This is a genomic window from Frigoribacterium sp. AC512, assembly GCF_979258295.1.
On the sequence record NZ_OZ409850.1, the window covers coordinates 2320550 to 2334588 of the forward strand.

Here is a 14039-nt window from a genome sequence, read left to right on the forward strand (position 1 = left end):
CACGTGCGGCGGGTCCCCGTCACGTGCGGCGGGTCGCCGTGCCCGACGGCGGGCGGGCGCTGACCCGCCGTGGACGACGGGAACCCGCCGACATCGAACGAGACGAGACGAGAGGAGAGGGGCCTGAGCGGGCACGACGAGGGGCGGACCGAGGAGGCGCGGGTCGAGGGGCGCGCACCGCTCGCGTACCGTGGTGGGCGCACATCACGAGCAAGGAGCACCCATGACGATCGTCGCCGCCGCTGACGGATCCGCCCTCGGCAACCCCGGCCCCGCCGGCTGGGCCTGGTACGTCGACGACGACCGCTGGGCCGCGGGCGGCTGGCCCCGCGCGACGAACAACCAGGGCGAGCTCACCGCGGTGCTCGAGCTGTTGCGCGCCACGGCCGACGCCGGCGAGCCGGTGCACATCCTGTGCGACAGCCAGTACACGATCAAGGCCTGCACCGAGTGGATGCCCGGCTGGAAGCGCAAGGGCTGGCGCAAGGCCGACGGCAAGCCGGTGCTGAACGTCGAGATCCTCAAGGAGCTCGACGACGCCCTCGCCGGGCGGAGGGTCACCTTCGAGTGGGTCCGCGGCCACGTCGGGCACGAGATGAACGAGGCGGCCGACGTCCGCGCCCGGGGTGCCGCCACCGCGTTCCAGAACCGCACCGACGTGCCCGCGGGACCGGGCTGGCCCGGCGCCCCCGTCGCGACGACGTCCCCGGTCGCGGCACCGCCCGAGCCGCCCGCCACCCTCTTCTAGGCCGCGCCCACACGGCACTGCACCGGGTTCCGTGCACTGCACCTCGTCCAGACCCGGTGCGGTGTGCGAGACCCGGTGCGGTGAACGTCAGCGCGGCGCGCTACATCGAGGGGTGCGTGCTCGACAGCCCGCCGTCGACGACGAACTGCGCGCCGGTCGAGAACGCGGAGTCGTCCGAGGCGAGGTGCAGGGCGAGCCCGGCCACCTCCTCCGGCATGGCCAGCCGCCCGCGGGGGCTCATCGTGCGGAACGCGTCGAGCAGGGCGGGCTGGGCCTCGACCTGACGTCGGAACAGCGCCGTGTCGGTCGGCCCGGGGTGCAGGGAGTTGATGCGGATGTCCCAGCCCTCCTGGGCGGCGTGCGCCGCGCTCGAGCGGGTGAGGCCCACGAGGGCGTGCTTGCTCGCGGTGTAGGCCGCGTCGTCGCCGAAGCCGAGGAACGACGTCGCCGGCGCGAGGTTGATGATCGAGCCGCCCGAGCGCTCCGGGTTGGCGCGCATCTGCTCGATGGCGAAGCGCGTGCCGAGCATGACGCCCGTGACGTTGACCGCGAAGACCCTGTTCCAGCTCTCGAGCTGGGTCACGTCGATCGACTGGCCCGAGACGATGCCCGCGTTGTTGACGAGCACGTCCAGGTGACCGTAGTGGTCGGCCACCCTGTCCATCACGCGCTTCCAGTCACCGCCGTTGGCGACGTCGTGCTGGATGAACTCGGCACCGGCCTCGGCGGCGACGGCTGACCCGTCGAGGATGTCGGTCGCGACGACCTGGGCGCCCTCGTCGGCGAACCGGCGGACGATCGCCTCGCCGATGCCCGAGGCAGCTCCCGTGACGATCGCGACTTTTCCGGACAGGCGAGACATGGGTCCTCCTCGGGGAGCCCGACGACGGGTCGCCGGGGGCGGTGCACCGGAGGGTCGCTCCGGGGGTGACGGGCAGCCGTGGTCGGCCGGGCCGCCGACAACGTTACTCCTCGACGAGCATGCCCCCGGCGCCCCTGCCCCCGGCGCGCTCGGAGGCCGGGCCGACGGCCGTGACCGTGACCACCGCCTCCCCGCGCTCGTCGCTCGACGCGAGGTCGACGACGGCCGAGATGCCGAAGTCGTGGTCGCCGTCGGGGTCGGCGAGGATCTGACGGACGCGCCACACGGTCGGCAGCTGCTCGATCTGCAGCATGTGCGGCCCCCGGGCGTCGGTGTCGGTGCCGATCGTGTCGTACTCGTCGAAGTAGCGGTCGAGCGCCTGCCCCCAGCGGTCGGTGTCCCACCCCGAGGAGGCGTCGAGCTGACCCAGCCCCTCGGCGTCGTCCCGCGCCATCAGCTGCACCCTGCGGAACATCTCGTTGCGGACCGCGATGCGGAACGCGCGGTCGTTCGCCGTGAAGCGGCGGAGCACCGGCGGAACGATCTCGTCGTGGGCCTCGACCTCGCGGGGGTTGAGCATCTCCTCCCACTCGTCGAGCAGCGACGAGTCGACCTGGCGCACCAGCTCGCCGAGCCACTCGATCAGGTCGGCGAGCTCGTCGGTCTTGGCCTCGTCGGGAACGGTCTGGCGCAGGGCCCGGAACGCGTCGGAGAGGTACCGGAGCACGAGGCCCTCCGAGCGGGCGAGACCGTAGAAGGCCACGTAGTCGCCGAACGTCATCGCGCGCTCGTAGAGGTCGCGCACGACCGACTTGGGGCTCAGCGCGAAGTCGCCGATCCACGGCTGGGACGCCGCGTACGTCTCGAACAGCGCGGTCAGCAGCTCGTCGAGGGGCTTCGGCCAGGTGACGCCCTCGAGCAGCTCCATCCGCTGGTCGTACTCGACGCCCTCGCGCTTCATCTCGGCCACGGCCTCGCCGCGCGCCTTGAACTGCTGCTGGGACAGGATCGGACGCGGGTCGTCGAGGGTCGCCTCCACGACGGAGACGACGTCGAGCGCGTAGCTCGGCGACTCCTGGTCGAGCACGTCGAAGGTCGCCAGGGCGAAGGGCGAGAGCGGCTGGTTCAGGGCGAAGTTCGCCTGGAGGTCGACCGTCAGGCGGATGGTGGGCGCACCTCCGTCGGGGCTCTCCTCCTGCACGACGACCTCTGCGGTGCGGAGCGTGCGGTAGATCGAGATCGCCTGCCGCGCCATCGCGTACTGCGCCGACCGGGGCTCGTGGTTGTCGAAGACGAGCGAGCGCACGTTCGCGAAGACGTCGCCCCCGCGACCGATGACGTTGAGCAGCATGGCGTGGGTGATCTGCATGTGCGAGACCAGCGCCTCCGGCTCCGCGGCGATCAGCTTGTGGAAGCTCGGCTCGCCCCACGAGACGAAGCCCTCCGGCGCCTTCTTGCGGACGATCTTGCGCTTCTTCTTCGGGTCGTCGCCCGCCTTCTCGATCGCCTTGAGGTTGTCGATCTCGTGCTCCGGGGCCTGCAGCACCACGGTGCCCGACGTGTCGTAGCCGGCACGGCCGGCACGACCGGCGACCTGGTGGAACTCCCGGGCCGTGAGCTGCCGCATGCGGGTGCCGTCGAACTTCGTGAGCGCGGTGAGCAGGACGGTGCGGATCGGCACGTTGATGCCCACGCCGAGGGTGTCGGTGCCGCAGATGACCCGGAGCAGCCCCCGCTGGGCGAGCTGCTCGACGAGACGCCGGTACTTGGGCAGCATGCCCGCGTGGTGCACGCCGATGCCCGAGCGCACCAGGCGGCTGAGGGTCTTGCCGAAGCCGGTGCTGAAGCGGAACCCGCCGATCAGCTCGGCGATCTCGTCCCGCTGCTCACGACTGGCCACCTTGATGCTCGACAGGGCCTGCGCGCGCTCGAGCGCGGCGGCCTGCGAGAAGTGCACGACGTAGACGGGGGCCTCGCCCGTGGACAGCAGTTCTTCGACCGTCTCCTGGACGGGGGTCTGGGCGTACGAGTAGTGCAGCGGCACCGGGCGCTCGACGCCGGTCACCCGGGCGACCGGCCGGCCGGTGCGGCGCGACAGGTCGTCGACGAGGCGCGTGACGTCGCCGAGGGTCGCCGACATGAGGAGGAACTGCGCGCGGTCGAGCAGCAGCAGCGGCACCTGCCAGGCCCAGCCGCGCGACTGGTCGCCGTAGAAGTGGAACTCGTCCATCACGACCTGGTCGACGTCGGCGTCCGAGCCGTGGCGCAGGGCGAGGTTCGCGAGGATCTCGGCCGTGCAGCAGATGATCGGCGCGTCGGCGTTGACCGACGAGTCGCCCGTGACCATGCCGACCTTCTCCGGCCCGAACAGCTCGACCAGGGCGAAGAACTTCTCGCTGACCAGGGCCTTGATGGGCGCCGTGTAGTACGTCCGCCTGCCCTGCGAGAGCGCGACGAAGTGCGCGCCTGCCGCGACCAGGGACTTGCCCGTGCCGGTCGGCGTGCTGAGCACGACCGAGGCGCCGGAGACGAGCTCCATCATCGCCTCGTCCTGCGCCGGGTACAACGGGAGGCCGCGACCCTCGGCCCACTCCGCGAAGTCGGCGTAGGCCGTGTCCTGGTCGTACGACTCGGGCCCCGGGTTCTCGGGCAGCAGGGCGGACAGCGGTGCGGAGGGGGCGGGCGACATGATGTGTCGATCCTGCCCCATGCCGGCGACAGCGAGGCGAGGCGGGCCGGAGGCGGTCGGCACCGATCCGGGCACGCGGGAGGGGCGAGACGGCGGGTCCCGAGACAGCACACGCCCCCGTGGCCGAGCAGGGCTCGGGCGGAGGCGTGCGGTCGCGCCCTCGGACGAGGCCGGGCAGGATCGGATCAGGAGACCACGCTCGGTCGCACGTCGACGATGACGGGCGCGATGTGCCCCGGTAACCAGCCGGTGAGCACACTGCACCTTAGCTCGCGCTCCCCCGGCGGCGTGGGGTGAACGGCGGGTGATTCATGCGTTCGACTAGAACTGGGGGCACGGAGGGCGTGCGGGGCCGCGCCGCGGCCAGCGGGCTCAGCGCAGCGGGACGTGCCCGCCGAGCGTGTCGTCCACCTGCTCGACGGCGCCCTCGCGAGCGGCGTCGTCGGCGGCCGAGCCGGCGTGCTCCTCGACGGGAGCCGGGTCGTCCCCGTGCACCGCGGCCGCGTCGTGGCGGGGGTCGACGTCGTGTTCTGCGGGGTCGTGGCTCTGGGTGTCGCTCATGGGGCGCCTCCTCGTGTCGTCCGTCGCCGTGGCGGCGGAGGGGGCCGGACGGCCCCGTCCCGCACGACCGTACCCGCGGCTCCGTCGCGCACGTCCAGCGCCGACACGGTAGACAGGAGGAGGCGCACCGAGCGCCGCCCCGACCCCAGGAAGAGTGCAGACGATGTCGTCATCCACCCCGTCCCCCGCGGCCCTCCGCGTCGCCGTCACCGGCGGCAGCGGCAAGCTCGGCCGAGCCGTCGTCCGCGACCTCGCCGCCCACGGCTGGCAGGTCGTGCTGCTCGACCGCGTGCCGAGCCCCGACCCGGTCGAGGGCGTCACCTACGTGCAGGTCGACCTGTCCGACTACGGCCAGGTGCTGCAGGCGCTCACCCACGTCGACGACCGCTACGACTCGATCGACGCCGTCGTGCACCTCGGCGCGATCCCGGCGCCCGGGCTCGTGCCGAACGCGACCCTGTTCCACAACAACGTCACCGGCAGCTACAACGTGTTCGCCGCAGCCCGTGCGGCCCACATCCGCAACGTCGTCTGGGCCTCCAGCGAGACCCTGCTCGGCATCCCGTTCGACCTCGACCCGCCCTACCTGCCCCTCGACGAGGAGTACGCCGTGCGGCCCGAGTCGTCGTACTCGCTCGGCAAGGCCCTCGACGAGGAGATGGCCCGCCACTTCACCCGCTGGGACCGCCAGCTGAAGATGATCGGCCTCCGCTTCTCGAACGTCATGGACGACGGCGACTACTCGGAGTACCCCTGGGACGAGACCCCCGAGAAGAAGACGTTCAACCTCTTCTCGTACATCGACGCCCGCGACGGTGCCCAGGCCGTGCGCAAGGCGCTCGAGAGCGACCTCGTCGGCTTCGAGGCGTTCATCATCGCCGCGACCGACACGGTCATGAACACGCCCACCGCCCTGCTCGCCGACCAGTTCTGGCCGACCGTCGAGCGCCGCGCCGCCGTCGAGGGGACCGACTCGCTGCTCAGCAGCGACAAGGCCCGCGACCTGCTCGGCTTCGTCCCCGAGTACAGCTGGCGCACCTGGGGCGACCGGGTCGGCAAGCAGGAGGCGGCGGCCGACGACGAGACGGGCGACGACCTGTAGGTGCGGACACCGCCCGGCGAGCCCTCAGCGCCCCTCGCTCAGCAGTAGTCCTTGAGCATGGACGGTCCGAAGATCGCGATGACCAGGCCGTCGACGCTGTGCGCAGAGGCGCCGTAGGGACTGATCTCGTCCAGCGACGACAGCTCGTCGACCCTGACCAGGTCGTAGACGAGCGAGAGGGACTGATGAGACGAGTCACCCGACACGTCCTCGATGTACGCGGGGTCGGTCGCCTCGGCGAGGGGGGCGATCGGGTCCCCGACGGCGACTCCTCCCGGGGTCTGCAGCCGAACGCTCCGGCCGTCGCTCGTCTCGATCGACGTGTCCTTCGTCCCGAAGGTCAGCGTGCCCTCGTCGGTGTGGAGATCGGGCGTCCCGAGGTAGGTGCCCTCGCCCCAGCCCCAGCGGGTCTGAGCCGGCTGGCAGTGGTCCTCCTGGACGCCCGCCTCCCGCGGTTCGCCGAGGGCCCGCGTCAGCAGGGCGACGGCCTCGTCGAGGGGCAGGGCGACCACGTCGAGCGAGGCCAGCTCGGACTCGCCCTGACGGAGCGAGAGCCCGGCCGCCGTCACCACGATCGTGTCGACCGACGCGAGCGGGTCAGGAGCGGGCGTGGCCGTCGCCTCGGGGGCCGGGGCCGGGCTCGACGCCGCCGCCGTGGCCGTCGCGCGCGGGGTCGCGTCCCCGTCGCCCGGCGCGGCGCCTGACGCGCACCCCGCCACCGTCATCGTCGCCACCAGCACGGCCGCGGCCGCCCACAGTCCCCCACGTGTCCTCATGCGTGCCACCGTATCGACCGACGCCCCGAGCGGCGTCGGCCTGGAGGATGACGGAAGCTCATCCTGGGGGCGGCTCAGGCGCGGAGCATCCCCGTCGTCACCAGCTCGCGCACCCGGGGCAGCAGCTCGGCCGCGAGCGCGACCTCGTCGGCCTCGAGCAGGTGTGCCAGCGCACCGACGATCGCGCCGACGCTGAGCTCGCCGTCGCAGGCGCCCACCAGCGCCGAGAGGGCCGTGCCCGACTCGACCGACCGGGCGAAGCCGCCTCCCTGCCTCAGCGTGATCACCGTGGGGTCGTCGTTGCCGGGCCAGTAGTGCCGCTCTTCCGTGACGTCGCCGGCGACCGTGAGGCGGGCGCCGAGCAGGGCGTCGTCGTCGAGCGAGCGGAGCAGGTCCACGGCGTCGAGCGTCGCCCCGAGGTGACGACCGAGGCCGACGTCGTTCGAGCCGAGGCCCCCGAGGAGGCGCTCCGTGCGGACCACGGGCTCGGTCGCCGCGTCGACCGGTCGCCTCAGGGTCACGTAGCCGAAGCCGACCTCGACGACGCCCCGCTGCTCGAAGTCGCCGAGCCAGGCCTCGTAGAGCCGCTCGAAGTCGGCGGTGCCCGCGCGGGTACCGCCGTCGCGGATCCAGGTCTCGGCGTAGGCGGCCGGGTCCTGCAGCTCGCGCTCGACCACCCACACGTCGAGCGGGACGCCGCCGCGGGCGACCCAGTCGGCCACGGAATAGGCCCCCCGCTTCCCGGGCGCCGCGTCCGCACCTCCCGTCTCCCAGTTGCCGAGCAGCTGCGCGACGCCTCCGGGCGTGAGGTGGGCACCGACCTGCGACACGACGGACGCGACGAGGTCGTCGCCGACCATGCCTCCGTCGCGGTACTCGTACTCGGGCACGCCCTCGGCCCGGGGCGTGATGACGAACGGCGGGTTCGAGACCACGTGGTCGAAGAGCTCGCCCTCGACGGGCTCGAACAGGCTGCCGAGCCGGAACTCGATGCCGTCGACGAGGTTGAGGGCGGCGTTGAAGGCCGCGAAGTCGAGGGCGCGCTGCGAGATGTCGGTGGCGACGACCCGGCGGGCGTGCCGGGCGACGTGCAGCGCCTGGATGCCGCAGCCCGTGCCGAGGTCGAGCGCGCTGTCGACGGTCCGCGGGATCATCAGCCCGGCCAGCGTCGCCGACGCACCCCCGACCCCCAGCACGTGGTCCTCGCGGAGCGCGCCCCCGAGGGCCAGCTCGCCGAGGTCGGAGGCGATCCACCAGCTGGCCTCGCCGGACGCGTCGACGAACGCGTACGGCCGCAGGTCGACCAGCGCGCGCACCTCGTCGCCGGAGGCCTCGACCAGGCCGAGCGCGGCGGCACCTGCCGCCCCCAGGGTCGGCAGCGCCGTCTCGACGTCGGCGAGCGGCTGCGGCCATCCCAGGACGAACAGCGACGCCAGCGTCGCGGCCGGACGGAGCGACGGCAGACGGGAGGCGCTCCTCACGAGAGCCCGACGGGCCGCGACGCGCTCGCCCCGGAAGAGCGCCGCACCGGCGCTCGCGCCCCAGGCGTCGGGCCCCGTCAGACGGTCGACCGTGAAGTCGGAGGACGCGAGGTCGGCCCGGAGGCGCGCGAGCAGGTCGGGATCACGGGAGTCGAGGGGCACGCCTCCATCTTCGCCGACGCGCGGTCGAGCTGCATGCACCCTCGGCGGCCCGAGAACAGCAGTGCCGCCCGCCCCGGAGGGCGAGCGGCACGGGTGCTGCGGCGAGCTGGCGTCAGCTCTGGTAGACGATCGAGTCGTACTCGAACGGGCCGGGGCTGAGCTCCAGGATCAGCTGCGCGGGGTCGGCGACCGAGAAGGCGCTGCGCCACGTGACCGACTGGCCGGCGGGGACGGCGGTGCTGGGCTGGTCGAGCGACTGGTCGGAGTCGTAGACGCTCGACGCCTCGACGCCGCTGGAGGCGACGGACGGGTACGCGAGGGTCGGGTCGAAGTTCTTGTCGGTGCCGTTGGTGATCGTGATCGTGAAGACGACGTTCGCGGCCTGGTCAGCACCGGCGGCGTACTCGCCGGGGGTGAAGGTCTCGGGCGCGGAGACGGTGACGGCCAGGCCGTCGTCGTAGGTGACCGTCTCGCCGAACGCCACGTTCTCGGTGGTCGTCTCGGCGGCGTCGTCCTCGGCCTCGGCGGCGGGCGACTGCGAGACGGACGTCGACTCGAGGGACTCGTTGATCTGGTCGATCGCCGAGGCGGCCGCGATGAACGTGACGATCGTGACGATGACCGAGATGACGAGGGCGAGGGCGGAGACGGCCGTGCCGATGATCGCGAGGAGGCGCGAGCCGCGCTTCTTCACGAGGGCGACGACGCCGAGGACGAGCCCGACGAGCGCCAGGATCCCGCCGAGGAAGATCCAGGACAGGACCAGGCCGACGCCGCCGAGCACGACGGAGGCGATCGCGAGGCCGTTGCCTCCGGTGTTCTGGGGCGCGGTGGGGGGCGGGCCGTAGGCAGGAGCCTGGTACGGGTAGCCCGCCGGAGGCGCGCCGGCACCGGGAGCGGAGGGGTCGGGCTGGTAGGTCGGCTGCTGAGGATCGGAGGGAGGCTGCGGAATGCTCATTTCTAAGAGTATGCCGTGAATTCGGTGCACTCATGGACCCCCGTTGGGGGCGATCCCCGACACGACGAAGGCCCTCCCGCCGGGGAGGGCCTTCGTGATGACGCACTTCTGGTGGAGCTAAGGGGATTCGAACCCCTGACCTTCTCATTGCGAACGAGACGCGCTACCAACTGCGCCATAGCCCCAGACCTGCTCCGCAACGATAGCACCCGAGGAGGCGCCGGTCCGAATCGACGCGACGCCCGCCTCCTCGAGGCGGCTCAGACCGCGCGGCGCCGCTCGAGCGCCTCGTCGAGACTGAAGCTCGGCTCGCCGAGGTCGTCGACGATGCCCATGCGCGCGAAGCGGCTGGGAGCGGCGGGAGGCGGCGGCGGGGACGCAGCTGCCGGCTGCGCGGCGGGTGCCCTCGGCGTCGCGGGCGCCGGCACCGCCCGGGGTGCGGAGAGGGCCGCCTCGGCCCGAGCGGCCTCGCGCAGCGCCTGGTGCTGTGCCCGCTGGGACTCCCTCAGCGCCTGGACGGAGCGCTCCGACTGACGTCGAAGATCGTCCGCGGGCGACTCCGCGGCGAGAGCCGACACGGTTGCTGCAGGCCGGGCGGCAGGTCGCTGGCGTCCCCGTCGCAAGTACAGGGGCGTGGGCACGGGGACCGGGGTCCACTCCCTCGACTCGGCCTCGACCTCTGCCTCGGGGTCGGCGAGCGACGAGGAGAAGTCCTTGAGGGGCTGGCCCACGCGAGGAGCGGAGGCGACCTGACGACGCGCCCGCGCCCGTGACACCGCGGCGAGCTGGGCGAGCATCGCGACCGCTCCGGCCCCGAATGCGAGCCCCGCGATCGAGGCGACCCAGAACGAGGTCGCGATGCCCGCGACGATCGCGACGACGCCGAGCACGAGCACGACGGTCGAGACGAGACGAGAACGACGGAGGCGGCGGGCGGCGAGCGCGGGATCGTGGTCGGCCGCGCGGAGGACGGGCGCGGCGGCCGCGAGCTCGCGGGTGACGGCGCGCTGACGTGCCGCCTCGTGGGCCCGGCGGAGGGCCTCCCGCTTCGTCTCCTCGCGGGCGAGGATGCGCTGCGCGTCGGCGACGGACCGGGCGTTGGCCTCGATCCGCACCTCCTCGGGCAGCTCGGCGGTCTGGGCGAGGATGCGGAGGGTCTGCTGCAGGCGCACGGCGTTCCGCTCGGTGGCGAGGTACTCGCGTCGGCGCTGCCAGGTGGGCACGAGGTAGACGAGCCAGAGCACGGCGACGAGCGCCAGCACGAGGCCCCCGCCCCACGACCCGATGTCCATGCTGACGAGGGTATGAGCGGGGGCACGGCGCGTCGGCCATGTCGCGGGGTGTGTCTCGCCCGGTTCTGCGCAGATCCAGGCCAGATCGGGCCAGATCCCCCGCAGACCCGCCTAGAGCGGCAGCTGCCGCTCGGCGTCGGCGAGCGCCTCGGCCGGCACGCTGCCCTGTCCGACCGGGACCGTGCCCGACCGCCACCGGTGCAGGACGCCCTCGGGCACCTCCTCGGCCACCAGCGCGAAGCAGAAGTGGTCACGCCACATGCCGTTGATGTGGATGTAGCGGCGCCGGAGCCCCTCGTAGCGGAAGCCGAGCTTCTCGACCACGCGGAGGCTCGGACCGTTCTCGGGACGGATGCAGATCTCCATCCGGTGCAGGCCGAGGGCACGGAAGCAGTGGTCGGTGGCCAGCGCGACGGCGATCGGGGTCGCGTCGTTCCCGGCTGCCGACTGCGTGACCCAGTAGCCGATCGTCGCCGAGCCGAGCGAGCCGTAGGTGATGCCGCTGACGTTGAGCTGCCCGACGAAGCCACCGTCGAGCTCGATCGCGAACGGGAGGCCGAGGCCGGCGCGGGCGTTCACCTGGAGGGAGCGGATGCTGCCGCGGACGTCGTGGCTGGTGAACCCATTCGGGTTGGTGGCCTCCCACTGCCGGAGCCACGAGCGGTTCTCGGCCAGCGCCTGGTCGAGGTCGCGGGTGTCACGCAGGCGGAGAGGCCGGATGACGACCCGCCCCTCCGCCAGCGTGGGGATGCTGCTCACGTGGTGGTCGCCTACTCCAGCCCTGCCGTGAACTCCTTGAGCCACGGGCGGAGCTCGTCGCCGAGGTCCTCCCGGTCGCTCGCGAGCTGCACGATGGCCTTGATGTAGTCGAGCTTGTCGCCCGTGTCGTACCGACGGCCGCGGAAGACGACGCCGTACACGCCGCCGGTCCACTCTTCTGCGCCGGCCATCTTCATGAGAGCGTCGGTCAGCTGGATCTCGCCGCCCTTGCCCGGCTCCTGCTTCTCGAGCACGTCGAAGACCTCGGGCCGGATGACGTAGCGGCCGATGATGGCCAGGTTCGAGGGCGACTCGCCCTGTGCCGGCTTCTCGACCAGGCCGGTGACCTTGACGACGTCCTCCTCGTCGGTCTCCTCGACCGTGGCGATGCCGTAGAGGTGGGTCTGCGAGGGGTCGACCTCGAGCAGGGCGATCACGGTGGCGTTCTTCTGCCCCTGCACCTCGACCATGCGCGTCAGCAGCGGGTCGCGGGCGTCGATGATGTCGTCGCCGAGCAGGACGGCGAACGGCTCGCGACCGACGTGCATCTTGGCGCGGAGCACCGCGTGGCCGAGGCCCAACGGGTCGCCCTGACGCACGTAGTGCATGTCGGCGAGGTCGGTCGACTGGTTGACCTTGGCGAGCTTGTCGTGGTCGCCCTTCTTCTTCAGCGTCTCCTCGAGCTCGCTGACGTGGTCGAAGTGGTTCTCGAGCGCGTTCTTGTTGCGGCCCGTGATCATCAGCACGTCGGTGAGGCCGGCGTTGACGGCCTCCTCGACGACGTACTGGATCGCCGGCTTGTCGACGACGGGGAGCATCTCCTTAGGCATTGCTTTGGTCGCGGGGAGGAATCGGGTACCCAGGCCGGCGGCGGGGATGACTGCTTTGCTGATCGTGAAGCCCATGCCGCTCAGCGTATCCACCCGCGGCGTTCCGCGGGGGGCACATTTCGTGCCCGTACCATCGGGGACATGACGGACGAGGTCGGCAACGCCAAGCGCGCACTCCGGGCGGAGCTGCGACAGCGGCGCCGGAACCAGGGCGACCACGCTCGTGACCAGGCGACCGCAGGCCTGACGAGGCACCTGGTGGACCTCGCCTCGGGGCTCTCCGTCCGGTCGGTGTCGGCCTACCTCTCCACCGCGGACGAGCCGAACACCCGCCCGTTCCTCAACTGGGCCTACGAGAACGACGTCCGCGTCCTGTTCCCCATCTCCCGTCCCGACGGGCTGCTCGACTGGGCCGTCGGCGACGGCGAGACGGAGACGCTCGGGCTGTTCGACCTGCCCGAGCCGGTCGGCGAGGTGCTCAGCCCGATGGCGATCAACGACGTCGACCTCATCATCGTTCCGGCCGCCTCCATCGACCACACGGGGATGCGGATGGGCTGGGGCCGCGGCTACTTCGACAAGACCCTCGGATCGATGGAGAAGCGACCGCCGGTCTATGCTGTGGTGTTCGATTCCGAGTACGTGGAGCAGGTGCCGCACGAGCGTCACGACCAGCCCGTCGACGGCGTCGTCACCCCCAGCGGCATCCACGAGTTCTGAGCTCGCCGACCGCCTCCTCGACCCACAGCTAGGACGCCCGTGCCCACCTACTCGTACCGCTGCACCGAGTGCGGCAACGCCTTCGACGTCGTCCAGTCGTTCACCGACGACTCGCTGACCGTCTGCCCCGTCTGCCAGGGCACGCTCCGCAAGGTGTTCAGCCCCGTGGGCGTCACCTTCAACGGGTCGGGCTTCTACCGCACCGACTCGCGGGGCGGGGGCGGGAGCGGCAGCTCTGCGGCCGGTCAGTCGTCCTCCTCGTCGTCGTCGTCCGACACGAAGTCGTCGGGCGCGAAGGAGAAGAGCGCAGGAGGTGGCGCGTCGTCCGCCGGGTCGGGCACGTCCTCGAGCGGGTCGTCGGGCTCGTCCTCGGGCGGCTCCTCGTCGGGGAGCTCCAGCTCCTCCTCCTGACTCCGGCCTGCGCGGCCGGGCGAGGAGTGGTTGAGTTGTCGGCGACGACGACCACCCTCGACCCGAAGGAGCGCACCTGTGAAGGGCTTCAAAGAATTCGTCCTGCGCGGCAACGTGATCGACCTGGCTGTCGCCGTGGTCATCGGAGCCGCGTTCACCGCCATCGTCACCTCGCTCGTGACCAACATCTTCAACCCGCTGATCGGTGCGGCGTTCAACGCGTCGATGCTCGACGAGGCGCTCGTCGTGAGCATCCCCACGGTGAGCGGCGGTGCCGACGCCGAGCTGAAGTTCGGCGCCGTGATCGGCGCGCTGATCAACTTCCTGATCATCGCCGCCGTGGTCTACTTCTGCCTCGTGCTCCCGGTGAACAGCCTGCTGAAGCGCACCTTCGCGAAGCAGTCGGACGAGACCGTGCCGCCGGCGGACGTGCCGCCGACCGACGTCGAGCTGCTGAGCGAGATCCGAGACCTGCTGCGGGCGCAGTCGGGCATCGAGTCCGGCGTCGCCGGTCACGGCAGCCACGCCGCCGACCCGACGCCGAGCGGCAGCATCGGCGTGGGGAACGGACCGCTCGGCAGCCGCTAGGCCCCCGGCCCCGCACGACGACGACGGCCCGCCCCTCCCTCGCCGGGAGCGGCGGGCCGTCGTCGCGGGCGGCGGGCGGCCGTTGCGGGCGGCGGCGGGC

At 72.1% G+C, this 14039-nt stretch carries 14 protein-coding genes and 1 tRNA gene; 5 read left to right on the forward strand and 10 right to left on the reverse strand.

Annotation, left to right across the window (positions count from 1 at the left end; translation table 11 throughout):
• The first annotated feature begins 223 nt into the window (after positions 1-223).
• Positions 224-748, forward strand: a complete 525-nt coding sequence (locus ACZZ97_RS10545; RefSeq protein WP_314102157.1) for a ribonuclease H family protein — start codon at positions 224-226, stop codon at positions 746-748.
• 100 nt (positions 749-848) lie between these two features.
• Here the strand turns inward: ACZZ97_RS10545 and ACZZ97_RS10550 are convergent, their stop codons facing one another.
• The 3 genes from ACZZ97_RS10550 to ACZZ97_RS10560 all read right to left on the reverse strand — a co-directional run bounded on the left by ACZZ97_RS10550 (position 849) and on the right by ACZZ97_RS10560 (position 4860).
• Positions 849-1610, reverse strand: coding sequence for an SDR family oxidoreductase (locus tag ACZZ97_RS10550; protein ID WP_123547988.1), 762 nt, complete (start codon positions 1608-1610; stop codon positions 849-851).
• 103 nt (positions 1611-1713) lie between these two features.
• On the reverse strand, positions 1714-4299 hold the full coding sequence (locus tag ACZZ97_RS10555; RefSeq protein ID WP_463473109.1) for a DEAD/DEAH box helicase: 2586 nt from the start codon (positions 4297-4299) through the stop codon (positions 1714-1716).
• Between the two features lie 372 nt (positions 4300-4671).
• Positions 4672-4860, reverse strand: coding sequence for a hypothetical protein (locus ACZZ97_RS10560; protein WP_463473110.1), 189 nt, complete (start codon positions 4858-4860; stop codon positions 4672-4674).
• Between the two features lie 163 nt (positions 4861-5023).
• On the opposite strand from ACZZ97_RS10560, the gene ACZZ97_RS10565 reads away from it, so the two are divergent.
• Complete coding sequence (locus tag ACZZ97_RS10565) at positions 5024-5962, forward strand: NAD-dependent epimerase/dehydratase family protein (protein WP_314102154.1); 939 nt, start codon at positions 5024-5026, stop codon at positions 5960-5962.
• 38 nt (positions 5963-6000) lie between these two features.
• Here the strand turns inward: ACZZ97_RS10565 and ACZZ97_RS10570 are convergent, their stop codons facing one another.
• The 7 genes from ACZZ97_RS10570 to galU all read right to left on the reverse strand — a co-directional run bounded on the left by ACZZ97_RS10570 (position 6001) and on the right by galU (position 12295).
• A complete protein-coding gene (locus ACZZ97_RS10570; protein WP_463473111.1) occupies positions 6001-6738 on the reverse strand; it encodes a hypothetical protein in 738 nt (245 codons plus the stop codon).
• Positions 6739-6812: 74 nt separating this feature from the next.
• The gene (locus tag ACZZ97_RS10575; RefSeq protein ID WP_463473112.1) at positions 6813-8381 is read right to left on the reverse strand and encodes a DUF7059 domain-containing protein; all 1569 of its coding nucleotides are present in this window, start codon (positions 8379-8381) and stop codon (positions 6813-6815) included.
• Positions 8382-8493: 112 nt separating this feature from the next.
• A complete protein-coding gene (locus tag ACZZ97_RS10580) occupies positions 8494-9339 on the reverse strand; it encodes a DUF4190 domain-containing protein (RefSeq protein WP_463473113.1) in 846 nt (281 codons plus the stop codon).
• Positions 9340-9448: 109 nt separating this feature from the next.
• Positions 9449-9524, reverse strand: a tRNA-Ala gene (locus ACZZ97_RS10585).
• Positions 9525-9599: 75 nt separating this feature from the next.
• Positions 9600-10631 (reverse strand): hypothetical protein, encoded by a 1032-nt coding sequence (locus tag ACZZ97_RS10590; protein WP_463473114.1) that lies wholly within the window; start codon positions 10629-10631, stop codon positions 9600-9602.
• A gap of 111 nt (positions 10632-10742) precedes the next feature.
• Positions 10743-11390, reverse strand: coding sequence for a GNAT family N-acetyltransferase (locus ACZZ97_RS10595; protein ID WP_463473115.1), 648 nt, complete (start codon positions 11388-11390; stop codon positions 10743-10745).
• Positions 11391-11401: 11 nt separating this feature from the next.
• Positions 11402-12295 carry a UTP--glucose-1-phosphate uridylyltransferase GalU gene (galU, locus tag ACZZ97_RS10600; RefSeq protein ID WP_314104189.1) on the reverse strand — a complete coding sequence of 298 codons (894 nt, stop codon included), beginning with the start codon at positions 12293-12295 and terminating at the stop codon, positions 11402-11404.
• A gap of 66 nt (positions 12296-12361) precedes the next feature.
• Between galU and ACZZ97_RS10605 the strand changes: the two genes are divergently transcribed.
• The 3 genes from ACZZ97_RS10605 to mscL all read left to right on the forward strand — a co-directional run bounded on the left by ACZZ97_RS10605 (position 12362) and on the right by mscL (position 13939).
• Positions 12362-12940 carry a 5-formyltetrahydrofolate cyclo-ligase gene (locus ACZZ97_RS10605; RefSeq protein WP_314104186.1) on the forward strand — a complete coding sequence of 193 codons (579 nt, stop codon included), beginning with the start codon at positions 12362-12364 and terminating at the stop codon, positions 12938-12940.
• A 39-nt stretch (positions 12941-12979) separates the two neighbouring features.
• Complete coding sequence (locus ACZZ97_RS10610; protein WP_314104184.1) at positions 12980-13351, forward strand: FmdB family zinc ribbon protein; 372 nt, start codon at positions 12980-12982, stop codon at positions 13349-13351.
• A 78-nt stretch (positions 13352-13429) separates the two neighbouring features.
• A complete protein-coding gene (gene mscL / locus ACZZ97_RS10615; RefSeq protein ID WP_314104182.1) occupies positions 13430-13939 on the forward strand; it encodes a large conductance mechanosensitive channel protein MscL in 510 nt (169 codons plus the stop codon).
• The last annotated feature ends 100 nt before the right edge of the window (positions 13940-14039 follow it).

What these genes read in the sequence shown, in the direction of transcription:
- ACZZ97_RS10550 (WP_123547988.1), bottom strand. Translation starts at nt 1,610, where the DNA reads ATGTCTCGCCTGTCCGGAAAAGTCGCGATCGTCACGGGAGCTGCCTCG.
- ACZZ97_RS10605 (WP_314104186.1), top strand. Translation starts at nt 12,362, where the DNA reads ATGACGGACGAGGTCGGCAACGCCAAGCGCGCACTCCGGGCGGAGCTG.
- ACZZ97_RS10570 (WP_463473111.1), bottom strand. Translation starts at nt 6,738, where the DNA reads ATGAGGACACGTGGGGGACTGTGGGCGGCCGCGGCCGTGCTGGTGGCG.
- ACZZ97_RS10545 (WP_314102157.1), top strand. Translation starts at nt 224, where the DNA reads ATGACGATCGTCGCCGCCGCTGACGGATCCGCCCTCGGCAACCCCGGC.
- galU (WP_314104189.1), bottom strand. Translation starts at nt 12,295, where the DNA reads ATGGGCTTCACGATCAGCAAAGCAGTCATCCCCGCCGCCGGCCTGGGT.
- ACZZ97_RS10560 (WP_463473110.1), bottom strand. Translation starts at nt 4,860, where the DNA reads ATGAGCGACACCCAGAGCCACGACCCCGCAGAACACGACGTCGACCCC.
- ACZZ97_RS10580 (WP_463473113.1), bottom strand. Translation starts at nt 9,339, where the DNA reads ATGAGCATTCCGCAGCCTCCCTCCGATCCTCAGCAGCCGACCTACCAG.
- ACZZ97_RS10590 (WP_463473114.1), bottom strand. Translation starts at nt 10,631, where the DNA reads ATGGACATCGGGTCGTGGGGCGGGGGCCTCGTGCTGGCGCTCGTCGCC.
- ACZZ97_RS10555 (WP_463473109.1), bottom strand. Translation starts at nt 4,299, where the DNA reads ATGTCGCCCGCCCCCTCCGCACCGCTGTCCGCCCTGCTGCCCGAGAAC.
- ACZZ97_RS10565 (WP_314102154.1), top strand. Translation starts at nt 5,024, where the DNA reads ATGTCGTCATCCACCCCGTCCCCCGCGGCCCTCCGCGTCGCCGTCACC.